Here is a 23773-nt window from a genome sequence, read left to right as displayed (position 1 = left end):
CCGTCAGCCCTTCTGAACCAACATGCCCGGCCTGCGCCGAGCGGCTCCGCGCCGGACCCGCAGTTCGATGTACGCCTCACCGAGTGCGGCCTTCAATTCCATGATCTCCTGACGCAGTTCCCGCTCCCGCTGAACGGATCGCGAGCTGGACCCCTCCAAGCCGATTCGGCCGCCGTCGATGAACTGCCTCCGCCAGTTCGCTATCGATTGCTCGGAGACCTTGGCACGACGGGCCGCCTGCGCCACCGACTGTTCACCCGAGAGCAGTCGAAGAACAATCGCGACCTTCTGGTCGACCGGAATCACTGGCGGTCGCGCCATTTTTCCATCCCCCTTCGAATGACACGTCAACCCGTCAGGACATTTTCACCGAGAATGGGGGAGTCGATATTTCTCGACGGATCAGCCGGGTCGATGTTGGCCTCCACGAAACGCGTGGCGATCAGTTCGTCACGGCTGCTCCCGCCGCCGGTCAGCGCGTGGCCGACCAGGGCCTCGGCCAGCACCCGCGTCCGGTGCTCGCCGAAGCTCAGCCCGCGCATCCCGGGCCTGCCGTCCTGCGGTTCCCAGGCGAGACCCACTCCGGGCGCCAGCCGCCGGGTGATCGGGGAGGAATCCGCTCCGACCCCGGGCAGCCCCTTCACTGCCTCGGCTACCACCGGCACCGCGTGCCAGGCCCCGGGGCCGAGGTAGACGACCAGGGCGTCGCGTCGGGGCAACAGCCTCCGGGTTGAGAGCACCTTGGCCCGGTAGGGCGCCTCTGCCCCTTCCAGGGCCGACAGGATCCGACTCCAGGCCGCGACGGCGGCGTCCACGTCTTCCACGTGCACGTACATTCGGAGAACCGGCCGGGCGTACCCAGCCCCACGGGATCCGTCCGCCAGGAAGAACCCGGCCGACAGAGCGGGCCGAGCAGCCGGCAGCACCAAGTCGACCCGCGTCCCCTCGGAGCTGTCCGGATCCCCCGCGAGCGCCGCCGCCGGGACCTTCAGCCGCAGACCCTCGTGCTTCACCACGTACGAGCCGTCCGCCGTGACCTGCAGCAGGGTCGCCCGCGCCCTGGTGTTCCGATGCGGAACGGCGCGGCCGAACCGCGCTTCCAGCTCCGCGTCCCTGAGGGTCCGCGGGGGCTCCCCCCGCTCCGGTTCGCGGCCGGTGTGCAGCACCTCGTACAGAGTGGTACTCAGCTGCCGCCGCAGCTCGCGGGGGCTTTCGGCGGTCAGTTCGTGGGTGCCCACGACGGCCCGGAGGCCGTCCCCGGCCACCTCGACCAGGTGCAGGGCCTCGGTCAGATCCGACGCGATCACGTGCCCGGTCTCCGTCATGCCAGACCCCCCAGCCCCAGGACGCCGATGAAAGCCGCGGGTTTCAGCAGGATGCTGCGGCCGATGCCCGCGGCACCGAGGTCCAGCGCGGCGACCCGGCTCCGCCGGGTGGCCGCAGCGATCATCCGTTCGATCAGGTGCCAACCCGCGTAGCGTGCCGCCCGCTCGGCCAGCCCCACCTCCGGCTCGCCCCGGACCTCGCGATATCCGCGGCAGAACGCCTCGATCCGCGGACGCAGCCGCTCCAGCTCCCGCACCCCCTGGGCGACGACGGCTTCATGGGTGTATCCGTGTTCGAGCGGCTCTCCCCCCTCGGCGTCGAGGGCTGCGGGGATCGCCTTCACCGCTTGGTACAGCCATTCACCGGCGAAGCTCCCGACGTCCCGGGCGGGGTCGGCCAGCCGGAACTCCTCCCAGTCCGTGAGGTGGAGCACCTCGTCCACGACGAGGAACTGGTCCAGCCGGAGGTCACAGTGGCCGGGCCGCAGGCCGGCGGACGCCTCGGCGGCCCGCAATTCCCGCAGGGCGACGGCCAGGTCAGGGTCCAACTGGAGCAGTGCCCAGGCTTTCAACTGCGCACCGCTGCTCTCGACCCACTGGCTCAGGGTGAGGGAGTCGAGGACGCCCACGGGGGGCATGGGCGGCACGGAGTCGTCGATCCCGGTGTCGCCGACATCGAGATCGTGCACGTGCCCGACACAACGCCCGGCTTGCTCCGAGAGGTCCTCACCGAAGCCGCCGTCGAAGGCCAGGTCCGCCCCCGAGCGGGCATCCTCCAGCCATTCGAAGGCGACCAGGCGGGATTCCCGATCGTGACCGAGCACGGCAGGATAGCGGAGTTCCGCCGAAACCGGGCGGTCGGCGACCGCCTTCTCGAAGCTCAGTGCCCGGTCGAAACCATTCAGGCCTCCCCCACCGAATTCACCGTGCCGCTTGACGAATACCCGGGCCCCGGTGGACGTCACACCGGCCCAGTTGTCATTTCGCCCGCTGTGCGAGGTGACGATTTCACCGAACCCCCCCAAACCTAAACGCTCGAAAAGCTCCCCGACTTCCGGCGCCCTGGACAACTCGACAGGTTCAAATCGACCGCGTACGTCCACTCGGGCAGTGTAAGCACAGATTTTACGCAGGGGCAAGGCAGAATTTTCCTCCGAACCGCCGAACCAGATGCCCGAAATGAATATTTCGTCCGCGAATGCCAAAAAACCGCCTGCCGCAGCAGGGCTGCGACAGGCGGTGCTGCGTTCTGCGGATCAGACCCAGTCGGTGCCGGTCAGCCGCTCGTACACCTCGATGTACTTGGCCCGGGTCTGCTCGACCACCTCGGCCGGCAGCTCCGGCGGCGGCTGCTCGCTGTAGCGGTCCCAGCCGGAGGCCGGGGAGACCAGCCAGTCGCGGATCAGCTGCTTGTCGAAGGACGACTGCGAGCGGCCCGGCTGGTACTCGTCGGCCGGCCAGTAGCGGGAGGAGTCCGGGGTGAGCACCTCGTCGCCGATCACCAGTTCGCCGTCCAGCAGGCCGAACTCGAACTTGGTGTCGGCCAGGATGATGCCGCGCTCGCGGGCGATGTCCCGGGCCCGGGCGTAGATGTCCAGGGTGGTGCGGCGCAGCCGGCTCGCCAGCTCGGCGCCGATCCGGCGGGCGGTCTCCTCGTAGGGGACGTTCTCGTCGTGCTCGCCGACCTCGGCCTTGAGCGCCGGGGTGTAGATCGGGGCGGGCAGCTCGGAGCTGTTCTCCAGGCCCTCCGGCAGGGCGATGCCGCAGACCGTACGGCTCTCGTTGTACTCGGTCAGGCCGGAGCCGGCCAGGTAGCCGCGGGCGACCGCCTCAACCGGGATCATCTCCAGGCTCTTGCAGACCAGCGTGCGGCCCTTCCAGTCGGCCGGGGCGCCGACCGGGATCTCGGTGGAGATCACGTGGTTGGGGACGATGTCGGCGATCCGCTCGAACCACCACAGCGAGAGCTGGGTGAGGATGCGCCCCTTGTCCGGGATCTCGTTCGGCAGCACCCAGTCGTGGGCGGACATCCGGTCGCTGGCGACCATCACCAGCTCGCCCGACTCGGTGCGGTACAGGTCGCGCACCTTGCCGGTGTGCAGGTGGACCAGGCCGGGTACCTGGACGGGCTCGGGCTTGGTGACAAATCCGCTCAAGGTGTTCAGTCCTCAGGGGTCGTTCACGGGCGTGGGGCACCGCGAAAGGGGAGGTCACTGCCCCCGCAGTCTTTCACGACCGCTGAACGTCAGTTCTTGCAGAGCCGGTCCAGCAGGTTGGCGGTGGCCCGCTGGATCCGTTCGTCGGTCAGTCCCGGGCGGCCCAGCGCGGGCGACCAGGCGAAGGTGCCGGCCGCGAAGACGTACGCGCCGCTGGGTGCCCGGTACAGCGAGGTCTCCTGGTAGCGGGTGCGGCCGGACAGGTCCCGGTACGGGGAGTGCGCCAGCAGCACCCGCTCGGTGTGCTCGGGCAGCGCCACCTTGGGGTAGTACCGGTCGGCCTCCCCCGCGACCAGGCCGGGCAGTTCGTCGCCCTCCTGCAACCCGGTGCCGTCCCAGAGCCAGTGCGCGGTGTGCCGGGCGACCAGCGGGACGGGCGCGGCGACCCGGCCCGAGTACTGCACGCCGAGCAGGTGCTGCTCGGGCTCGCCGGCGTCCCGCCACAGCGCGCTGGCCGCGCCGGGCACTCCGACGGCCGGGCTGCCGGGCGCGGCCTTCTGCCGCTTGCGGCAGTTGAGCAGCCGGTTCGGCTCGCCGGAGGCGGCGGCGGTCAGCTCGACCCGCCAGTACATGGTGTTGGCGGACAGGAAGACCAGCGAGGTGCCGCCGTCCCGGGCCCGCTCGGCGGCCCGGCGCATCGGCTCGGACCAGTACTCGTCGTGGCCGGGGAAGACCAGCGCCCGGTGCTCGGCCGGGTCCACCAGGCCGGCGTGCAGGTCGGTGGCGGTGGCATAGGAGAGGTCGTAGCCGTAGCGCTCGGCCCACCGGATGAAGTCGTACGCGTGGCCGACGTGCAGCGGCAGCCCGGCGGTGGCGTGCGGGCGGTCGAAGGAGACGGTGACGGCCGCCTCCGGCTCACCGACCAGGCCGCCCCGGCCGTCCCAGGCGTGGTAGAGGCTGGCGCCGGTGCGGCCGTCCTCGGGGAACAGGTTGTACGCCTGCCAGGTCACGTCCGGGAGCACCAGGAGCAGTTCGGCCTTGCGCCCCTGGTCCGCGAAGTCCCGCACGGTGAAGGGGATGTGGCTGCGGTGCAGCATGTCCGCGGTGGTCAGCACGGCGACGTACGCGCCGGGCTTCCAGTGCGCCGGGATCTGCAGCCGCCAGGAGTGCCACCAGTGATGGCAGGAGACCGTCCGCTCGACCACCAGCGGGGCCGGCTGGGCGAGGCCGGCCACCAGGGGGCTGTCGATCATGTGGCGGGCACCGTCGCCGCCGTAGTGGCCGATCCGGTAGACGCTCACGGTGAAGTCACGGGGCGGGTTGACGGTGACCCGGAAGTCCACCGAGCCGCCGGGACGGACCACCCCGGCCGAGGCGAAGCCCTTGATCTGTTGGTCCACGTCGTTGGAGCTCTGCGGGGTGCCGACCGGCGGCTTGGTCCGCGCGCCGGCCGACAGCGGCTGCTGGCCGGGCGCGTCCACCGAGACGTACCAGGGCACGGCGCCCTCCGCCCCCGCCAGGTACTGGTCGGGGCTGCGCAGCCAGGGCAGCGGGCCCTGGCCGAAGGGGTCGGAGACGCTGTAAGCGTGCGTTCCCGACTCCCAGCGGCGGTTGAGTTCGGTCCCCACGCGCCCCTCCCAGGTGCACTTCCGTCCGGCCGGCACGTGCCCCCCGGATGTGCGTGCGGTCTAATACACCACACAGTGCTGGCACTGCGTCACCCCACGGTAGCAATTGGTGTCGGGAATCTCGCGAGCCGTCCGGACAGGGCCTCCGGCCTGCGGGGACGGCCTGAGGCGGGGCCCGACGGGGGCGTGTGCCGGGACGCCGAGCGCCGTCTGCGGCCGATGGGGCGGCAGAGGCAGGTCGGGCCGTTCGCGCCCGGTGGGAACGGCCCGCCGCGCCTCGACGGTCAGCCGCGCCCTAGAGGCGTACGGGCTTCTCCAGGCGGACCTCGGCGGTGTCCAGCCAGGCGCGCAGCGGCCCGTCCTGGCCCTGCTCGACGGCCTGGGCGACCGGGCCGGCCAGGTCGGTGCGGCGGACCCCGCCGAGCAGCAGCACCGGGCCGTCCAGCCAGTCCAGGCCGGGGGCGCCGCCGGCGGTGTCCACGGCCGCGCAGCAGACCATCGCGGTGACGTGGTCGACCAGCAGGTCGCGGCCGGTGCGGTCGGGTTCGAGCACCGGGGCCGGGGCGGTGGTGCGGGCGAGCTGGGCGGCGAGCGCGGCGGCCAGCCGTTCGCCGTCGCCCTCGGCGAGCCGGACCAGCAGCCGGGTGAGGGTCGGGGCACCGGGACGGGACTGCGGGGCGAGTCGGTCCAGGGCGGACTGCAGGGCGGCGGCGCGGGCCCGCCAGCCGGCGTCCACCACGTCGGTCGGGTAGTCGGCCCACTCCAGCTCGTCCCAGGCACCGGCCGGCGGGCGGCCGAAGAACAGCTCGGCCGCGAGCCGGGAGACCGCCCGGTCCACCGTTCCGGGCTCCTCCAGCAGGTCGCAGGCGGGGCGGTCGCCGAGCCGGTTGCCGTAGCCGTCGGCCAGCCGGTCGCGGCGGGACAGCTCGGTGAGCGCGGCGGCCACTCCGGCGTTGAGGTGCGCGGGGTGGCGGCCGAGCCGCCAGGCGGGCAGCGCGACCCGGGTGAGCAGCCGGTCCCAGCCGGCGTAGGCCAGGCCCACCTGCTCCTGGGCGGCGATCCGCAGGCCGTAGTCGACCGTCCGGGCCTGCTCGGAGGCCCAGCTCGCGACGGAGCGCTCCAGCTCGGCGGAGTGGCCGCGGCAGGCGCCGAGCATGCGGCGGGTGATCCGCCGGGTGATCCGGTCGGCGAGCGCGGCCGCGCCGCGGCGGGGCGGCCGGGGCGGGGCGGCCAGGGTGCCGCCACCGAGCCCGGGGGCCGCGCCCGCGCCGGAGTCCACGCAGGCGTCCAGGCTGCGCAGGAAGCGGCGGGCGGCGGCGATCTCCGGGTCGGCGGAGGCGGCGGTGCCGGCCACCACGGGGGCCAGCAGGGCGCGCAGCTCGCCGGCCCGCATCCACCACAGGAACGGCGAGCCGATCACCAGCACCGGCGCGGGCGACACGGGGTGCGGTCGCAGCGGGCCGGGCCGCCGCACCGGCGGGAGGTCCTCCAGCCAGCTGTCGCAGTCCGGGGTGAGGGCGATGGCGGAGGGCGCGGGCACGTCCAGCCGGTCGGCCAGTTCCCCGATCAGCCGGTACAGCTCAGGGGCCTCGGCTCGGGCGACCGGGACGGCCGGGATCTGCGGCGGGACGGCCCGGCGGTAGGCGCAGGCGGTCAGCCCGGCCACCAGCAGGGTCAGCGCGGCGACCGCGCCGAAGGCCCAGCGGGCGGCGTCCCAGCCGGCGGCGTCCGGGGCACCGGGCGCGCCGATCCGGCCGGTGAACCGGCCCGCGAGCAGGACCACCGTGACGGCGGCGGGCACGACGGCGGCGGCCAGTGCCAGGCCCCGGACCCGCAGGACCGCCTGGGCGTGAGCGCGCGTGGTGTCGACTGCGGCCATACGGTGCGGCACCCCCTTCGGAGCCCTCGGGCGCCCGGATCCGGGCCCTGAGCCGACTCGAAATGATCAGTTCCGACCGGGAAGCGGAGGCGTCCGATCCCCGGCAGTGCAGGCTGTGTGGCGCTACTGACATTTTCGACGCCCCGGTCCGGGCGGGCGTTCCGGAACGACCCGGTTTCCACTCGTCCCGGTGACGCCGCCCGGATTCCGGACGCCTGCGACCGGTCCGGTGCGAAGCACCCGAGCGACCGCCCGGCCGGACGCCGTCCAGCATCCCCCCGCGGGCGCGCCGCTACCCGGCGGCGACCCCGGCGCACGGCCCCGTCGCACTGCGATCCAGCGCACCATAAGGCCGAGCGCGCGGTTGCGTCAGCTGGATGCGGTTGCTGTCACCCAATGGGCTGGAATCCGGCCGCCGAACGGTGCGTCGGCCCCCGGAACCGCTCCGGCCCGGGAAACGCCGGGGGCGCTGCGCCCTGCGGGTTGTTGCTTCCCCTCTTCGGGGCTCGCTCGCCTCCGGGCCGCTCTGACCCGGTGCCGAAAGGGAGAAGCGACAAGCGAGATGGGGGTCCCCCCGGCCGAAGGCTGGGGGAGAGCGCCGGCGCGCCGACCGTCGGCACCGGCGCGGCCCTTCGGCTCGCTCGCCCTTGACGAGCGCGGCCCCCGTGCGAGCGGTTCGCACGGGGGCCGCAGGGGGGTGCCGGCGCCTCAGGCGGTGGCCGCCTTGAGCGCGATGTCGGTGCGGTGCTGCCCGCCCTTGAGGGAGATCCGGTCCACGGCGGCGTACGCGCGGTCGCGCGCCTCGGCCAGGTCGGCGCCGGTCGCGGTGACCGACAGGACGCGGCCGCCGGCACTCAGCACCCGGCCGTCCTCGTCCGCCTTCGTGCCGGCGTGCAGCACGAACGCGGTGCCGTCGGCCTCGGCCTCGGCCAGGCCCTCGATCGGGTCGCCGGTGCGCGGCGCGGCCGGGTAGCCCTCGGAGGCGATCACCACGGTGACGGCGGCGCCCTCGTCCCAGCGCAGCGGCTCCAGCTGGTCCAGGGCGCCGGTGGCGGAGGCCAGCAGGACGCCGGCCAGCGGGGTGCGCAGCCGGGCCAGCACGACCTGGGTCTCCGGGTCGCCGAAGCGGGCGTTGAACTCGATCACCCGGGTACCGCGCGAGGTGAGCGCCAGGCCCGCGTACAGCAGGCCGGAGAACTCGGTGCCGCGGCGGCGCAGCTCGTCCACGGTCGGCTGCAGGACGGTCTCCAGGACCTCCTCGACCAGGCCGTCCGGCGCCCACGGCAGCGGCGAGTAGGCGCCCATGCCGCCGGTGTTGGGGCCCTCGTCGCCGTCCAGCGCGCGCTTGAAGTCCTGCGCGGGCTGCAGCGGCAGCACGGTGGTGCCGTCGGTGATCGCGAACAGCGAGACCTCGGGGCCGTCCAGGTACTCCTCGATGACCACGCGCTCGCAGGCGGCGGCGTGCGCCAGCGCGGCCTCGCGGTCGGAGGTGACCACGACGCCCTTGCCGGCGGCCAGGCCGTCGTCCTTGACCACGTACGGCGCGCCGAAGGCGTCCAGCGCCGCGGCGGCCTCCTCGGGGGTGGTGCAGACGTAGGAGCGGGCGGTGGGCACCCCGGCCCCGGCCATCACGTCCTTGGCGAAGGCCTTCGAGCCCTCCAGCTGCGCTGCCGCGCCGGAGGGGCCGAACACCGGGATGCCGGCCGCGCGCACGGCGTCGGCGACGCCGGCCACCAGCGGGGCCTCGGGGCCGACCACGACCAGGTCGGTACCCAGCCGCACGGCCAGTTCGGCGACCTGGGCGCCGTCCAGCTGGTCGACCGGGTGGACCGTCGCGACGCCGGCGATCCCGGCGTTGCCCGGGGCGCAGTGCAGCTCGGCCACGGAGGGATCTTGGGACAGGGAGCGGCACAGGGCGTGTTCGCGGGCGCCGCCGCCGATGACGAGGACCTTCACGCCAGGCAGCGTAGTCGGTGGCCCGTTCCGGCCGCTCCCCGGTCCCGTCGGATCCTCCAGGAGAAGAACTCCGTACGCCGACGACGCCGGAGGAATCTCCAAACCCGGAGGGTCCGGATGCGCGGCGGGTGTCCGGGTCAGGACGGCGGGTCACCGGCGCCTCGCTCGGACGGGTGAAATCTCGCCGACCCCCGCAACCCGCTCACCTCGGGTTCCGGTGGCCGAAACCGATAACGATCACCGTGGAAGCGCCCCCACGGTCAGCCATTTGGCGGTAAGAAGTGCTGTTGGACAACCACCGGCAGACGCCATGTCAGCCGATGCGCCGCCAGACCAAGCCGCCCGCCCGCCACAGGGAGCCCCACAGGTGAGCCAGCCGGAAATGCAGCCCGAGGAGAGTGCCTGGGGCAAGGAGATCGGTGAGGAGGACCCGCCCGCCGCCGCCGTCGCCCGGCGGGCCTCCACCCGCCGCCGGACCGATCTGAGCACCCGACAGTTCCCGCTCGGGGACTGGGGCGAGCCCGCCGAGCGGCTGGAGGAGCTCTACCGCTGGTCCGAGGAGCGGGCGGTCGAGGCGATCGAGTGGTACCGCCGGGACCGGATCTGGAAGCGCCGCTGGGCGCGCCTGCTGCGCTTCGGCACGGCCGGCTTCGCGGTGGGCGGGGTGACCGGCCCGCTGGTGGACCTGACCGGCGCGCTCTCGCACGGCGCCGGCTGGGGCTACGTGAGCTTCGCGCTCGCCGCCGCCTGCTACGGCACCGACCGGGCCTTCGGCCTCACCTCCGGCTGGATGCGGGACGTCTCCACCGCCCAGGCACTGCAACGCCGCCTGGAGGCCTTCCAGTTCGACTGGGCGTCGGAGTGCGTGCGCGAGGTGCTCGGCCCGACCGAGGGCACCGCGGGCGAGGCCGCCGAGCGCTGCCTGGGCGTGCTGCGGCGGTTCTGCGAGGACGTCTCGGACATGGTCCGCACCGAGACCTCGGAGTGGATGCTGGAGTTCCGCGCCTCGATGACCCAGCTGCCCACCCAGGCCCCCGGGACCTGGGGCGGGCGCACCGAGCCCGGGGTGGGCGCCCAGGTGCGGGTGCTGCCGCCGCCGGGGACCAGGCCCACCATGCCGCGCCAGCGGCCGCCGGAGGGGCCGCTGCGGTAGGGCGCGCCCCTGGACGTGTCCGGCGGTTCGCGCCGGGCGCGCGGATCGACGGACGCACCCCGGCGGGACGGCGCTACGCGAAGACGATCATCGAGCCCTGGGCGAGGCTCCGGGTCGCCGCCGCGTACAGGCCCGACCAGGCGTGGCGCTCGCGGGCGAAGGGGTGCACGTCGTCGATCGGCGGCCCGAACGGCTGCTCCAGGCCGGTCGGGCCGAGCGGCCGGGTCGGGTCCGGCGGGTTGAGCGGGTCGATGCCCAGCGCCGGTGCCACGGCCTGCAGTTCGCGCAGCAGCCCGTGGCTGGAGCCGAGCGGGCCGCCGCCGGCGAGCAGCGCGTCGTCCACCAGCGGGGTCGGGAACTCGATCGGCACGTACGCGCCGGCGTGGTCGAAGTGCCAGACCAGGTGCGACTGTTCGGCGCTGCTCTCGAACATCTCCAACAGCTGCTCGTAGTCGCCGCCGAGCGCGTCGACCGGGGTGATGTCCAGACCGGTGAGGCCCAGCAGGTAGGCGCGGCGCAGGAAGTGCAGCGAGTCGTAGTCGAAGGCGGCTATCGGCTCGACCGCTCCGCTCAGCCCGGGGACGTACTGGTAGACCGGCACCTGGGGCAGCCCGCGGGAGGTCAGCACCGCGTTGTAGAGCGCGAGGTCGTCCCGGAAGGGGTTGTCGGGGCTGTGGCTCAGCACGTCCACCAGCGGGACGAGCCAGAGGTCGCAGGCCATGGCCGGCAGTTCCTCTCCGGACGGCGGGGATCGCCCGCGGGGCGGGGCGACGACGGGGGGCGGAGTCGGTACCCGGACGGCCCTTGCCAGGGCACCGGGTTCGACGCCCGCCCACCCTACCGGCCCGGCGCGGCGTGCGGATCGGGCCGTCCCTGCGGAGCCTCGGCCGGCCGCCGGCCGAACCGTCCGTACGGCACCCAGCGCGGCTGCGGCACCAGGCCGAGGCCCAGGCCCAGTTCACGGCCCAGCTCCCGGCCGACCTCCCCGCCCTGCCGGGGCCGCCCGGCCCGGGCCGTCCCGGGCTCCGCGGCGGGCTCCGCCGGGAGCGGCGGCGAGGACACCGGCGGCTCGACCGGTACCGGCAGCGGCTCCGCCCCGGCCGCCTCGGTGAGCAGCCCGAGCACCGTCACCGACTCCAGCGGGCTCCCGGCCAGCCCGGCCAGCAGCCGGACGGTGAACAGGTTGTACTCGCAGATGATCCGGTACGCGGCTTCGAGGTCGTGGGCCCCGATCGCCTCGACCAGGTCCAGGTGGCGGTCCCAGCAGACCCCGCCCAGCGCGGGCATCTCCCGCAGGTAGGGCGCGGCGAACATCCAGGACTGCACCCGCAGCCAGTCCAGGTAGTCGCCGATCCGCCGGTTGCCGAGCAGAGCGGAGACCTCCTGCCAGAACCGGCGGTCACAGCCCACCATCACATCCAGGTTCCCGGCCCGGGCGGCCCGGACCGCCGCGTCGGCCCGGCGGCTCAGCGAGGGCAGCCGGGTGAGGTCGGGCAGCGCCCGGCGGGTGGAGAACTGGCGGTAGAAGCTGTCGGTGAGCAGGACCCTGGACTCGAAGATCTCCAGGAAGTCCTCCCAGCACAGCTCCGGCACCGTGAAGCCGCGGTGGTGCTCGGTCCGCAGCAGCCCCTGGGCGCCGAGGTCGACCAGCGCCTCGCGGGCCGGGGTCGCGGAGACGCCGTACAGCTCGGCGATCTCCTTGACGGTGAAGTTGCGCCCGGCCGCCAGCCGGCCGGCCATCATCTCCTCGCGCAGCGCGCCGGCGATCTGCTCGCGCAGGCTGTTGCGGTGGATGACGGGACGGGGGGTGTCGCTTGCGCCGTTGCCGGACATGCGCGCGACCTCCTCGGGCAGGCCGCCAGGCCGACCCGCGACGGACCGGCCGACCAGCGGCAGGGAACACGACGAGTGCTCATCTTCTCAAACCGGCCCGGAGCAGGTACGAACCAACCCTCCGGAACGCCTCGGGCCCTACCGCTGGACAGGCGCCGGGATGCCGAGCAGGCGGTCCCGCAGCACCGGGAACTCCTCACGCGCCTTGCCCACCTCGGCCGGGTCGAAGTCGACGGTCAGCACCTGCTCGTCGTCCCCGGCCTCGGCCAGCACCCGGCCCCACGGGTCCACCACGATGCTGTGCCCGGCCTGCTCGACCCCGGCGTGCGTCCCGGCGGTGTTGCAGGCCAGCACGAAGGCCTGCTCCTCCACCGCCCGCGCCCGGGCCAGCAGCGTCCAGTGCTCGCGCCGCCGGGCCGGCCAGGCGGCCGGGACCACCAGCAGCTGCGCGCCGGCGTCCAGCAGCGCCCGGAACAGCTCCGGGAAGCGCAGGTCGTAGCAGGTGGCCAGGCCCAGGGTGGCGAAGTCGGTGGGCGCGGTGACGATCTCCTGCCCGGCGCCCATCACCACCGCCTCGCCGCTGTCGAAGCCGAAGCGGTGGATCTTGCGGTAGGTGTGCACCAGCTCGCCGTCCGGGGCGAACAGCATCGAGGTGTTGTAGATCGGCCCGTCCGGGTCGCGTTCGACGATCGAACCGGCGTGCAGCCAGACCCCGGCGGCCCGGGCGGCCGCCGCCATCGCGTCCGAGGTGGGCCCGTCCAGGGTCTCGGCGCCCTCCGACCAGAGGTCGTAGGCGAAGCCGCCGAGCGGCCACAGCTCCGGCAGCACCACCAGGTCGGCGTCCTGCTGCGCCCGTACCAGCGCCGCGGCGCGGGCCCGTCGCTCGGCGGGCGGCTCGGCGTCGGAGACCCCGAGTTGGATCAATGAAGCGCGCACAGTACCACCGTCCACGGCAAGAGTCCTACGATCGTCACCCGAAAGCGCTGCCCAGCTGTCTCCCGGCAGCGTAACGTGCGGTTAGCGTGAGCGCCCGGAAGCCGGACCATCCCGGCCGGCCGCGATGACCGGGCGCGGACCGTAGGAAAGCTGACGGAGGGCCGGAGATTCCCGTGACGGACAACCAGACCGTGCAGGCTTACACCGAGGCGTGGACGCACAGCATCGAGTCCATATCGGAGCTGGTCGCCCCCCTCCCCGAGGGATCCTGGAACCGGGCGACCGAGTGCCCCGGCTGGTCGGTCCGGGACATCGTGTCGCACGTGATCGCGGTCGAGTCCGAGCTGCTCGGCGATCCCCGTCCGATCCACTCGCTGCCGCGTGATCTTCGCCACGTGACCACCGAGTTCGCCCGCTACATCGAGCTGCCGGTCGACAAGCGCCGCTGCCACACCGCGCTGGAGATGACCAGCGAGCTGGAGTACACGATCATCCGCCGTTCCCGCGCGCTGCGGAACGCCAAGCAGGCGCCCGACGAGCCGGTGCGCTGGTCGGCCGGCCCGCTCGCCGGGAACGTCCCGTACCACGAGCTGCTGCGGATGCGGGCGTTCGACGTCTGGGTGCACGAGCAGGACCTGCGCCGGGCCCTGGAGACCCCCGGCAACCTGGCCGCCCCGGGTGCGCTGATCACCCGGGACTTCCTGCTGGAGCGGCTGCCCAAGGCCATCGCCCACAACGCCGGCGCCCCGGCCGGGACGGCCCTGGTGGTGGACGTCACCGGCCCGGTGGAGTTCCTGCGCACCGTCCGGGTGGACGCCTCCGGGCGCGGCACCGTGGACGAGTCGATCAGCCTGGCCCCCGACGTCCAGCTCACCATGGACTGGGAGACGTACGTTCGCCTCGCCTGCGGCCGGGGCCGACCGGGCCCGGTGACCGTCGAGGGCGACAAGGAGCTGGCCGACCGGGTGCTGGCCAACTTCTCCGTCACCATCTGACGCCCACGGCGTGCACCACCCGGCGTACACGCACGACCGCACGCCGGGTCGGCACCACTCGTGCATCCATGCGTCAACCCAGCACCAGCCACCTCACCTGTTTGGCCTCGTTGTTCCGGGCAGTCCTGACATCACCCGGAAGAAGGAGGAGCGTCCCCATGGACGACGAACAGGAACAGCAGGAACAGATGGTGCTGGTGCGGTCGAGCTTCCCGGTCACGGGGCAGCCGATCCGCGTCGTCATGATCGATGGGAAGCCGTGGTTCGTCACGGCGGACGTGTGCCGGATCCTGGGTCGACGTAATCCGACCGACACCACCAAGGGGCTGGAGGCCCACCAGCACCGCACGATCGATCTGCGGTCGGTAGCCCTCGCTCAAAGCGAGGGTTACAACGATTCCGCAGGCCAGAAGCCCTACTGGCGAGGAAACCCGCTACTCGGCGTGGTAAGCGAGGCAGGTCTGTACAGCCTTCTCATGAGGTCGGAGAAGAGCTCTTCCCGCCAGTTCCGAGCATGGGTTACGGAAGAGCTCCTCCCCTCCGTCCGCCGAGGGGACACCGACATTCCGGCCCAGCAGCAGCGGATGGCGGAGACCCTGGCCGAGGCGATCGGCCAGCAGGTGCAGATCGTCGCGGAGATCGACCACGAGGACTGGCCCGGCCTGACCGTCCGCTCGGACGGGACGGTCCACTGCCTGCACGGCGAGATGGTGCTCCACCTGCCGAGCCGGGAGGAGGACGGCGGACCACCGTTCGGTGCGTACTTCGCCTGCCCGGGCGGGGAGCGGGTCGGGATCCGGGGCAGCCGGATCGTCCCGGGCTGCCCGAAGCTGAAGCTGGTGGACCTGATCCGCCTGCGGAGCGAGGCGCAGCCCGTGCCCGTCACGGAGCCCGTACCGATTCACGGCCCGATGTACGCGGAACTGCACGGTGCCCGCGTCTTCGGGACGCCGCCGCAGATGGCCGCGTTCATGCGCGGGTACGGCCGCTGATCTCTCCGCCTGTCCCCTCAGAAATTCTGAGGGGACAGGCGTTTCCGCAGGTCAGAAACCCTACGGTCCCGTCACCATCACCCGCCGCCGCAGCCGGAGGATCATCAGCGTCCCCACCGCCAGCGGCACGTACTGCCAGCAGAACGCCCAGCGGAAGGCGGTGGTCGAGTACGCCCCGGCGCCAGCCGGGGAGAGCGCGTCCAGCAGCACGCCGATGCCGAACAGGGTGATCATCGTGCCGATGAAGCCGCCCATGTTGACGATGCCGGAGGCGGTGCCGAGCCGCTCGACCGGGTTGCGGGAGCGCGCGTAGTCGAGGCCGACCAGTGAGGCCGGGCCGTTGCTGCCCATCACCAGGATGATCCCGACCAGCAGCCACATCGGCGGGTGGCCGCCGGGCCAGGCCAGCACCAGTGCCCAGCCGAGCGCGGTGGTGGCGATGACGGCGAGCACGATGGGCATGCGGGCCCGGGCGGTGCGGGAGAGCAGGCGGCCGAAGACGAAGCCGCAGGTCATGTTGGAGAGCACCAGCAGGGTCAGCAGCCCGCCGGCCGCGGTCCGGGACATGCCCTGCGCCTCGACCAGGTAGGGCATGCCCCAGAGCAGGCCGAAGGCGTTGCCGGGGAACTGGGTGGTGAAGTGGACCCACAGGCCCAGCCTGGTGCCCGGCTCCCGCCAGCAGTCCAGGACCTGCCGTCGGACCTCAGGGCGGGCAGCCGGCGGGTCGGCCGGTCGTACGACCGGCGGTGCGTCCTTGAGGAACAGCGCGACCAGCGCGAACACCGCCACGCCGAGCAGCGCGATCGCGGCGAAGGTGGGCGTCCAGCCCTCGCTGTGCAGCGCCTGGGCGAGCACCACCGTGGTGACCAGGTTGCCGCCCATCCCGGCCAGGCCGGTCAGCTGGGCGACGAACGGGTTCTTGGCCGCCGGGAACCAGCGGGCGGCGATCCGCAGCACGCTGATGAAGGTCATCGCGTCGCCACAGCCGAGCACCGCCCGGGAGGCCAGCGCCGGGGCGAAGGAGGAACTGAACGCGAAGGCCAGCTGCCCGGTGCTCAGCAGCAGCACGCCGAGCAGCAGCACCCGGCGCGGCCCGAACCGGTCGACCAGCAGCCCGACCGGGACCTGCATGGCCGCGTAGACCAGCACCTGGAGGATCGAGAAGGTGGACAGCGCCGAGGCGCCGATGCCGAAGCGCTCGGCGGCGTCCAGTCCGGCCACGCCGAGGCTGGTGCGGTGGATGACGGCCAGGATGTAGACACTGACGCCGATGGACCAGGCCAGCCAGGCCGCGCGGCCGCCGGGCGGCGAGGGCGCGGTGGCGGTCGAGGGCTCGACGGCGGGTCGGGGAGCGGGGACGGACAGGGACGGGGCTGAACGAGCTGGCTCCACGGTCATAGTTCGACCAGATTAGTCATCCCATGATTGGACGCCCAGCCTGGGGCGAGGGCGGGCCCTCAGCCGGTCACCGTCCAGGACACCGACCTGGTCATGTAGCGGTCCCGGAAGGCCTCGTCCCGCACCCAGTCCGTGGTGTCCTGGACGGTCGCGGTGACGGTGGCCGTCCGGCCCGGGGCCAGGTCCAGTTGCGCGGTGTCCAGCGAGCCGCCGTCCGGAGCCTGCGGCGCCACCGGGACCCCGTCCACCTTCCACTCCACCTTCAGCTGCCGGGTGCCGGTCAGCGGCAGCGGCCGGACGTCCAGCCGCGGGCGCCCGGTCACCTCGCCGGGCGGCGGCGAGGGGGCGTCGGTCGGCCGGACCTTGCGGTACATCTCCTCGATGATCGCCTCGCGCGAGGGTAGGTTGTAGGTGCTGCCCAGGGTGCGCATCACCGAGTCGGGGGTGGGCCGGTAGAGGCCGTTGGCGCCGCGGTACGCCCCGACGGTCCCGGCGCCGTCCGGGGAGTCGACGCCCAGCCAGCGCCACCACTTGGTCTGCTTCTTGCGCATGTCGTCGGCGTTGAGGGTGGAGAGGTTCGGGTAGTCGGCGTCCTCCGGGGCGCTGTCGTACTCGTCCCCGAGGTCCCCGACGGTGTGCCCGATCTCGTGCTGGATGATCCGCCCGGAGTCCGGGCTGCCCCCGGCCAGGGTGGTCACCCCGGTGCCCCCGGCGCCGCCGTACTCGGCGGAGTTGGCCAGCGCTATCAGGTACTGCGGCCCGGCGCTGTCCCCCGCGTACCGGGCGGTGGCGGACTCGTCGGCGCAGAGCAGCCGGGCGGTCCCCTCGCACCAGAAGTGCATCCCGAGCGGGGTGGCGGGGTTGCGGCCGCGGCTCTCGGTCTCGGCTATCCCGGAGACCGGGGAGACCACCTCGACCCGCCTTATGTTGAAGAACCCCTGGTAGGTGCGGAACGGCTCGATGTCCATCAGCGCGTGCCAGGCCTTGTCGGCCTGCTGCCGGAACAGTTCCTGTTCGTCGCCCGTGTAGCCGTCACCGAGCAGGACCAGGGTGATCCGGTTGGCCGGGTCCCCGGTGCGGCGTATGTCGAAGGTCGGGGCGGCCGCGGGTATTCGCTGGTCGGGGCGGTGCGAGGTGTGCGGCGGCACCGCCCGATCGGCCGGGGCGCCCGCCCCGATCACGCCGAACGGCGAGGGGCCGACCGCCTCCAGAGCAGCGGGGAGTACGGCGGTGGACACCAGCACGAACGCGGCCAGACTCCGGACGAGACGGCCTGGGGTGCCAGAAGGCATACGGGTTCGTCCTCGGGGCTCCGGTCACCCGGCGTCGCCCGGGTGGTGGAGCGGAGACGTACCCGGACCGGTGTGTCGCCCCAACCGGCCGAAGAAAATGTCACCGACCTGGCCGAACGATTCCTATCGCGCCATTCATACCAATCAGTCCAGCTGCATCACTCCTGGGAACGCTTCCCCAGGTTCAGCACGAGGTGCGTCCCGAGCCCGAAGAGCAGCCCCCAGAAGGCCGAACCGATGCCGAACAGGCTCATCCCCGAGGCGCTCGCCAGGAAGGTCACCACCGCCGCGTCCCGCCCGCGCTCCTCGGCGACCGCCGCCGCCAGGCTCCCCTGCAGCGAGGCCAGCAGCGCGACCCCGGCGATCACCGCGACCAACTCCTTCGGCAGCCCGGTGAACAGGCTCACCAGCACCCCGCCGAAACTGCCCACCAGCACGTACAGCACGCCCGAGGACATCCCCGCGACGTACCGCCGGCGCGGGTCCGGGTGGGCCTCCGGACCCGAGCAGATCGCCGCGGTGATCGCCGCCAGGTTCACCCCGGGCGAGCCGAACGGCGCCATCAGCATCGCCATCGCACCGGTCGAGCCGATCAGCAGCCGGTCGTCCGCCTGGTAGCCGAAGGCCCGCATCACCCCGAGGCCCGGGGCGTTCTGCGAGGCCAGCGTGACGATGGTGAGCGGCAGTGCCAGCCCCACCAGGGCCGACCAGGAGAAGGCCGGCACCGTCAGCACCGGCACGGTCGGCCCGCCCGAGCCCAGGTGCAGCGGCAGCCCGACGGTCAGCGCCGCCAGCACCCCGCCGACCAGCAGCGCGACCGGTACGGCGTACCTGGGCGCGAACCGCTTGGCCAGCAGGAAGGCCGCGAAGCCGCCCACCACCAGCACCGGCGCGCTGTGCACGGCGCCGAAGATCCCGGCGCCGAAGGAGAACAGGATGCCCGCCAGCATCGCGTTCACGATCCCCACCGGCACCGCCGCGATCAGCCGGCCGAACCAGCCGGTCACCCCGAACAGCGTCACCACCGCGGCGCTCACCAGGAACGCCCCGACCGCCTCCCGGTACGGGTAGTCGCCCAGGCTGGTCACCAGCAGCGCGGTCCCCGGGGTGGACCAGGCGGTGATCACCGGCGTCCGGGTCCACCAGCTGAGCGCGAAGCCGCTCACCCCGCTGCCGATCGCCACCGCCCAGATCCAGGACGCGGTGTGCGCCTGGTCCAGCCGCCCGGCGGCCGCCGCCGCCAGCACCACCACCAGCGGCCCCGAGAAGGACACCGCGACGCACACCAGTCCCGCCAGCAGCGCCGGCCCCGACACGTCCCGCCGCAGCAACCGACGTTCCCCGCCCTCGACCGCCGTCTTCTCCGGTCGGATCGTCAGCTCATCCGTCATTTCAGCAGTATCCCGAAGCCCGGCCGAAGACTCCCGAAAAAACTTTTCAACCGACCTGCAACCCCCGACAGGGATGCGCGTCTATACGGATGAAGGCACGGAGAGCGAGACCGGCGGAGCCGGGGGGCGCTTCCGCTCACGAGGAGCGGGGCCGGTCGTCTTCACCCACACACCGTCAGACCATGACCCTGGGGAGTCACGTCATGCGCACGTCCGTTATCACCCGTTTTGCGAAGAACGACCGCTCCTTCTCCGGCCGCCGCCGCATCGCCGTCCTCGCCGCCACCACCGTCCTCGCGGGCGGTGTGCAGGTCCTCGCGATGAGCGACACCGCCTGGGCCTGCGGCAACGAGGCCGGCGACACCACCGCCGTCACCTCCCCGGCCGCCGCCCCGGCCCAGCACGACGGCAACTACTCCGCCGGCTTCCACATGACCCCGGACGGCCAGACCATCACCGCGGGCGGCGCCAAGGTCGAGATCGGCGTCGGCGTCACCAACTTCACCGGCGCCCCGTACCAGAACGTCTCCGCGATGCTCGCGCTGTTCAGCCCGAAGTCGGGCGACCTCCGGACCGAGGACCTCACGGTCGAGGTCGCCACCGCCGGCGGCTGGAAGCCCGTCGCCCTCCGCCACGGCTGCGACCCGACGATCTTCACCGTCGACTCCCCCGCCACCACCACCGCGCGCCTGGAGAACGGCCGGGCCGCCAACTTCATGTTCCGGGTGGGCCTTTCCGCGAAGGCGCCGAAGGACCTGACCGAGATCCAGATCGGCACGGGCGCCGAGGCCCCCGGCTTCCCGACCGAGCCCGGCGAGGCCCACACCTTCCACGTGGCCCGGACCGCCACCCCCGCCCAGCCGACCGCCCCGGCCAAGCCCAAGCCCACCAAGCCCGCCGCGCCGGCCAAGCCCGCCAAGCCCGCTCCGGCCGAGCCCGCCGCCGACAAGACCCCCGCCAAGGCCGCCGAGTCCACCAAGGCGCCCGCTGCCGACCCGGCCGCTCCCACCGCCACCCCGTCCGCCGCCCCGGCAACCACCGCGCCGGCGGGCACCCCCGAGCTCGCGCACACCGGCGCCTCCGAGACCAACACCTTCCTCGCTGTCTCCGCCGCCGCGCTCCTCGCGCTCGGCGCCGGCGTCCTGATCGCCGTCCGCCGCCTCCGTTCCCAGCGGTAGTCGACGGGTAGGCAGGACGAAGGGGCCCTTCTCCGCACGGCGGTGCGGAGAAGGGCCCCTTCAGCGTTCTTTCCGGGCCGTCAGCCCCAGGTGATCAGGCGCTTCGGGTGCTCCAGCAGCGCGGCCACGTCGGCCAGCACCTTGGAGCCCAACTCCCCGTCCACCAGCCGGTGGTCGAAGGAGAGCGCGAGCGTGGTGACCTGGCGCGGGACGACCTTGCCCTTGTGCACCCACGGCAGCTCCCGGACCGCGCCGAAGGCGAGGATGGCCGCCTCGCCCGGGTTGAGGATCGGGGTGCCGGTGTCGACGCCGAAGACGCCGACGTTGGTGATGGTGACCGTGCCGCCCTGCATGTCGGCCGGCGAGGTCTTGCCCTGGCGGGCGGTCTCCACCAGCTCGCCGAGCGCGACGGCCAGGCCGGACAGGGTCCTGGACCCGGCGTCCTTGATGTTCGGGACGATCAGGCCGCGCGGGGTGGCCGCGGCGATGCCGAGGTTCACCTGACCCTTGATCACGATCTCCTGGGCCGCCTCGTCCCACTGGGCGTTGATCTCCGGGTGGCGCTTGATCGCGGTGAGCAGCGCCTTGGCGACCAGCAGCAGCGGGCTGACCCGGACGTCCCGGCCCAGCTCGCCGCTCTCCTTGAGCCGGCGGACGAACTTCATCGTGCGGGTCACGTCGACCTGCACGAACTCGGTGACGTGCGGGGCGGTGAAGGCCGAGGCCACCATCGCCTGCGCGGTCGCCTTGCGGACGCCCTTGATCGGCACCCGGACGTCGCCCGCGGCGGGGGCGGACACCGGCACCTCGACCGCGGCGACCTCGGCCACCTCGACGGCCGGAGCCGCCGGAGCGGCCTGGGCCGCGGCGTGGGCGTGCACGTCCTCGCGGGTGATCACGCCGTCCGGGCCGGTCGGGGTGACGGCCCGCAGGTCGATGCCGAGGTCCTTGGCCAGCTTGCGCACCGGCGGCTTGGCCAACGGCCGCTCACCGAGCGGCACTTCGGCCACCGGGGCGGGCGCGGCCGGAGCCGGGGCGACCGGGGCGGCGGGCACGGCCGGAGCCGGCTTCGACGCGGTGACGGTCTTGGTGGTGGTCGTCCGCCGGGCCCGGCGCTGGCTGCCGCCGGTGCGCGGGCCGTACCCGACCAGCACCTCCCGGCGCTCCGGCTCGGCCTCGTCGGCCGGCGCCTCGGCGGCGGGGGCCGGCGTGGGCACAGCGGCCGGAGCGGACGCCTCGCCGGCCACCGCGACCGAGATGATCACGGTGCCGACGTCGACCGTCGCGCCCTCCGGGAAGAAGAGCTGCTCGACGACCCCGTTGAACGGGATCGGCAGCTCCACGGCCGCCTTGGCGGTCTCGACCTCGCAGACGACCTGCCCGTCGGTGACGGTGTCACCGGGCTTGACGTACCAGCTGAGGATCTCGGCCTCGGTGAGGCCCTCGCCCACGTCGGGCATCTTGAACTCGCGGAGCGAGCGAACTTCGGTGGCCATCTTCGCTCCCCGGTATCAGTACGCGAGCGCGCGGTCGACGGCGTCGAGCACGCGGTCCAGGTCGGGCAGGAAGGACTCCTCGACCCGGGACGGCGGGTACGGCGCGAAGTAGCCGCCGACCCGCAGGACAGGCGCCTCCAGGTGGTAGAAGCACCGCTCGGTGAGCCGGGCGGCCAGCTCGGCGCCCATGCCCATGAAGACCGGAGCCTCGTGCACTACGACGGCCCGCCCGGTGCGCTTGACCGACTCCTCCAGGGTGGTGAAGTCCACCGGGGAGAGCGAGCGCAGGTCGACGACCTCCAGCCGGCGGCCGTCCTCCTCGGCGGCCGCGGCGGCCTCCAGGCAGACCTTGACCATCGGACCGTACGCGATCAGCGTCGCGTCGGCGCCGGGGCGGACGATCCGGGCGTCGTGCAGGCCCAGGTCGGCGGCGGCGCCGACCTCACCCTTGTCCCAGTAACGCCGCTTGGGCTCCAGGAAGATGACCGGGTCGTCCGACTCGATGGACTGCCGCAGCATCCAGTGCGCGTCGTGCGCGTTGGCCGGGGTGACCACCCGCAGACCGGCGGTGTGCGCGAAGTACGCCTCGTGCGACTCGCTGTGGTGCTCGACCGCGCCGATACCACCCGCGTAGGGGATGCGGACGGTGATCGGCATCTTGACGTGGCCCAGCGCACGGGCGTGCATCTTGGCCAGCTGGGAGACGATCTGGTCGAAGGCCGGGTAGACGAAGCCGTCGAACTGGATCTCCACGACCGGGCGGTAGCCGCGCAGCGCGAGGCCGATCGCGGTGCCCATGATGCCGGACTCCGCCAGCGGGGTGTCGATCACCCGGCCCTCGCCGAAGTCCTTCTGCAGGCCGTCGGTGATCCGGAAGACGCCGCCGAGCTTGCCGATGTCCTCGCCCATCAGGACGGTCTTCGGGTCGTTCTCCAGCGACTTGCGCAGCGCCTCGTTGAGCGCCTTGGCGATGCTCAGCTGACCGGCCATCAGTGGTTCTCCCCCGCCTCGAAAGAGGCCGCGTACTCGATGTATTCGGCCCGTTCCTCATCGACCAGCGCGTGCGGTTCGCTGTACACGTGGTCGAAGATCAGCGTCGGGTCCGGGTCCGGCATGCTGCGCACGCCCTCGCGCACCCGCAGGCCCAGCTGCTCGCTCTCGGCGTCGACGGCGGCGAAGAACTCCTCGTCCGCCAGGCCCTCCTTCTCCAGGAGGGTGCGCAGCCGCAGGATCGGGTCCTTGGCCTTCCAGGCCTCGGTCTCCTCGGCGAGCCGGTAGCGGGTGGGGTCGTCGGAGGTGGTGTGCGCGCCCATCCGGTAGGTGAAAGCCTCGATCAGCACCGGGCCGTTGCCGCTGCGGGCGTAGTCCAGCGCCCAGCGGGAGACCGCGAGGCAGGCCAGCACGTCGTTGCCGTCCACCCGCACGCCCGGGAAGCCGAAGCCGGAGGCGCGGCGGTACAGCGGGATCTTCGTCTGGGTGGTGGTGGGCTCGGAGATCGCCCACTGGTTGTTCTGGCAGAAGAACACCACCGGCGCGTTGTAGACCGAGGCGAAGGTGAAGGCCTCGTTGACGTCGCCCTGGCTGGAGGCGCCGTCGCCGAAGTACGCGATCACCGCGTCGTCGGCGCCGTCCTTGGTGATGCCCATCGCGTAGCCGGTGGCATGCAGGGCCTGCGCACCGATCACGATGGTGTACAGGTGGAAGTTCTTCTCGTTCGGGTCCCAGCCGCCGTGGTTCACGCCGCGGAACATGCCGAGCAGGTTCAGCGGGTCGACGTCGCGGCACCAGGCCACGCCGTGCTCGCGGTAGGTGGGGAAGGCGTAGTCGCCGGTGCGCATGGCGCGACCGGAGCCCACCTGGGCGGCTTCCTGGCCGAGCAGCGAGGCCCACAGGCCCAGCTCGCCCTGACGCTGGAGGGCGGTCGCCTCGCCGTCGAACCGGCGCACCAGCACCAGGTCGCGGTAGAGGGAGCGCAGCTCCTCCGGAGTGATGGTGAGGGGGTAGTCCGGGTGCTCGACCCGCTCGCCTTCCGGGGTGAGCAGCTGCACGAGCTCCGGCTGGGCGTCCTTACCCGTGGCGCGGAGGGTGTCAGGGACAGCGGGGGCCGCCTTCTTGCGAGCCCTCGCCGTGCTTTTGACGGTCACGTTCACTCCTCGGTCTGTCCG

The 23773-nt window shown here is 72.9% G+C and carries 20 protein-coding genes; 4 read left to right on the top strand and 16 right to left on the bottom strand.

Annotation, left to right across the window (positions count from 1 at the left end; all coding sequences use genetic code 11):
* Window positions 1–3: 3 nt before the first annotated feature.
* From ACIRYZ_RS01230 to purD, 7 genes are all read right to left on the bottom strand, one after another.
* On the bottom strand, window positions 4–321 hold the full coding sequence (locus ACIRYZ_RS01230) for a transposase (protein ID WP_402937942.1): 318 nt from the start codon (window positions 319–321) through the stop codon (window positions 4–6).
* A 26-nt stretch (window positions 322–347) separates the two neighbouring features.
* Entirely contained in the window at window positions 348–1325 is a 978-nt protein-coding gene (locus ACIRYZ_RS01225) for a T3SS effector HopA1 family protein (RefSeq protein ID WP_402937940.1), read from the bottom strand.
* On the bottom strand, window positions 1322–2428 hold the full coding sequence (lxmK, locus tag ACIRYZ_RS01220) for a class V lanthionine synthetase subunit LxmK (protein ID WP_402937937.1): 1107 nt from the start codon (window positions 2426–2428) through the stop codon (window positions 1322–1324). The genes ACIRYZ_RS01225 and lxmK overlap by 4 nt, the downstream gene beginning before the upstream one ends.
* Before the next feature lie 153 nt (window positions 2429–2581).
* Window positions 2582–3481, bottom strand: a complete 900-nt coding sequence (locus ACIRYZ_RS01215; protein WP_402937934.1) for a phosphoribosylaminoimidazolesuccinocarboxamide synthase — start codon at window positions 3479–3481, stop codon at window positions 2582–2584.
* 89 nt (window positions 3482–3570) lie between these two features.
* A complete protein-coding gene (locus ACIRYZ_RS01210; protein ID WP_402937932.1) occupies window positions 3571–5109 on the bottom strand; it encodes a N,N-dimethylformamidase beta subunit family domain-containing protein in 1539 nt (512 codons plus the stop codon).
* A gap of 295 nt (window positions 5110–5404) precedes the next feature.
* Window positions 5405–6988 carry a hypothetical protein gene (locus tag ACIRYZ_RS01205; protein ID WP_402937929.1) on the bottom strand — a complete coding sequence of 528 codons (1584 nt, stop codon included), beginning with the start codon at window positions 6986–6988 and terminating at the stop codon, window positions 5405–5407.
* A gap of 708 nt (window positions 6989–7696) precedes the next feature.
* Window positions 7697–8944, bottom strand: coding sequence for a phosphoribosylamine--glycine ligase (gene purD / locus ACIRYZ_RS01200; protein WP_402937926.1), 1248 nt, complete (start codon window positions 8942–8944; stop codon window positions 7697–7699).
* 367 nt (window positions 8945–9311) lie between these two features.
* Here purD and ACIRYZ_RS01195 point away from each other — a divergent pair, with 367 nt between their 5' ends.
* Window positions 9312–10097 (top strand): SLATT domain-containing protein, encoded by a 786-nt coding sequence (locus ACIRYZ_RS01195; protein WP_402937923.1) that lies wholly within the window; start codon window positions 9312–9314, stop codon window positions 10095–10097.
* A gap of 73 nt (window positions 10098–10170) precedes the next feature.
* Here the strand turns inward: ACIRYZ_RS01195 and ACIRYZ_RS01190 are convergent, their stop codons facing one another.
* The 3 genes from ACIRYZ_RS01190 to ACIRYZ_RS01180 form a co-directional block, all read right to left on the bottom strand.
* Window positions 10171–10818, bottom strand: coding sequence for a hypothetical protein (locus tag ACIRYZ_RS01190; RefSeq protein ID WP_387613368.1), 648 nt, complete (start codon window positions 10816–10818; stop codon window positions 10171–10173).
* 116 nt (window positions 10819–10934) lie between these two features.
* Window positions 10935–11930 (bottom strand): GntR family transcriptional regulator, encoded by a 996-nt coding sequence (locus ACIRYZ_RS01185; RefSeq protein ID WP_402937920.1) that lies wholly within the window; start codon window positions 11928–11930, stop codon window positions 10935–10937.
* A 138-nt stretch (window positions 11931–12068) separates the two neighbouring features.
* On the bottom strand, window positions 12069–12866 hold the full coding sequence (locus tag ACIRYZ_RS01180) for a carbon-nitrogen family hydrolase (protein ID WP_393023553.1): 798 nt from the start codon (window positions 12864–12866) through the stop codon (window positions 12069–12071).
* Between the two features lie 173 nt (window positions 12867–13039).
* Between ACIRYZ_RS01180 and ACIRYZ_RS01175 the strand changes: the two genes are divergently transcribed.
* Together ACIRYZ_RS01175 and ACIRYZ_RS01170 are read left to right on the top strand one after the other, a co-directional pair.
* A complete protein-coding gene (locus ACIRYZ_RS01175) occupies window positions 13040–13861 on the top strand; it encodes a maleylpyruvate isomerase family mycothiol-dependent enzyme (RefSeq protein ID WP_402937917.1) in 822 nt (273 codons plus the stop codon).
* Between the two features lie 158 nt (window positions 13862–14019).
* Window positions 14020–14853, top strand: coding sequence for a Bro-N domain-containing protein (locus ACIRYZ_RS01170; RefSeq protein WP_402937914.1), 834 nt, complete (start codon window positions 14020–14022; stop codon window positions 14851–14853).
* Window positions 14854–14913: 60 nt separating this feature from the next.
* Here ACIRYZ_RS01170 and ACIRYZ_RS01165 read toward each other — a convergent pair whose 3' ends face one another.
* The 3 genes from ACIRYZ_RS01165 to ACIRYZ_RS01155 all read right to left on the bottom strand — a co-directional run bounded on the left by ACIRYZ_RS01165 (window position 14914) and on the right by ACIRYZ_RS01155 (window position 18934).
* A complete protein-coding gene (locus ACIRYZ_RS01165; RefSeq protein WP_402937911.1) occupies window positions 14914–16251 on the bottom strand; it encodes a nitrate/nitrite transporter in 1338 nt (445 codons plus the stop codon).
* A 59-nt stretch (window positions 16252–16310) separates the two neighbouring features.
* Window positions 16311–17543, bottom strand: a complete 1233-nt coding sequence (locus tag ACIRYZ_RS01160; protein ID WP_402937909.1) for a M64 family metallopeptidase — start codon at window positions 17541–17543, stop codon at window positions 16311–16313.
* Between the two features lie 158 nt (window positions 17544–17701).
* Window positions 17702–18934 (bottom strand): benzoate/H(+) symporter BenE family transporter, encoded by a 1233-nt coding sequence (locus ACIRYZ_RS01155; RefSeq protein ID WP_402937907.1) that lies wholly within the window; start codon window positions 18932–18934, stop codon window positions 17702–17704.
* 203 nt (window positions 18935–19137) lie between these two features.
* Between ACIRYZ_RS01155 and ACIRYZ_RS01150 the strand changes: the two genes are divergently transcribed.
* Window positions 19138–20112, top strand: a complete 975-nt coding sequence (locus ACIRYZ_RS01150) for an LPXTG cell wall anchor domain-containing protein (protein WP_402937904.1) — start codon at window positions 19138–19140, stop codon at window positions 20110–20112.
* An 80-nt stretch (window positions 20113–20192) separates the two neighbouring features.
* On the opposite strand, the gene ACIRYZ_RS01145 is transcribed toward ACIRYZ_RS01150, so the two are convergent.
* From ACIRYZ_RS01145 to pdhA, 3 genes are read right to left on the bottom strand one after another with little or no spacing between them, the layout of a single operon-like run.
* Window positions 20193–21608 (bottom strand): dihydrolipoamide acetyltransferase family protein, encoded by a 1416-nt coding sequence (locus ACIRYZ_RS01145; RefSeq protein ID WP_402937901.1) that lies wholly within the window; start codon window positions 21606–21608, stop codon window positions 20193–20195.
* Window positions 21609–21623: 15 nt separating this feature from the next.
* The gene (locus tag ACIRYZ_RS01140) at window positions 21624–22598 is read right to left on the bottom strand and encodes an alpha-ketoacid dehydrogenase subunit beta (RefSeq protein WP_387613343.1); all 975 of its coding nucleotides are present in this window, start codon (window positions 22596–22598) and stop codon (window positions 21624–21626) included.
* Entirely contained in the window at window positions 22598–23752 is a 1155-nt protein-coding gene (gene pdhA / locus ACIRYZ_RS01135) for a pyruvate dehydrogenase (acetyl-transferring) E1 component subunit alpha (protein WP_393023576.1), read from the bottom strand. The genes ACIRYZ_RS01140 and pdhA overlap by 1 nt, the downstream gene beginning before the upstream one ends.
* Between the last annotated feature and the right edge of the window lie 21 nt (window positions 23753–23773).

The organism is Kitasatospora sp. NPDC101155 (assembly GCF_044768305.1).
Classification (GTDB): Bacteria; Actinomycetota; Actinomycetes; order Streptomycetales; family Streptomycetaceae; genus Kitasatospora.
The sequence above is the reverse complement of the archived record's forward strand: the minus strand, read 5'-3'. Positions and strand labels throughout refer to the sequence as shown.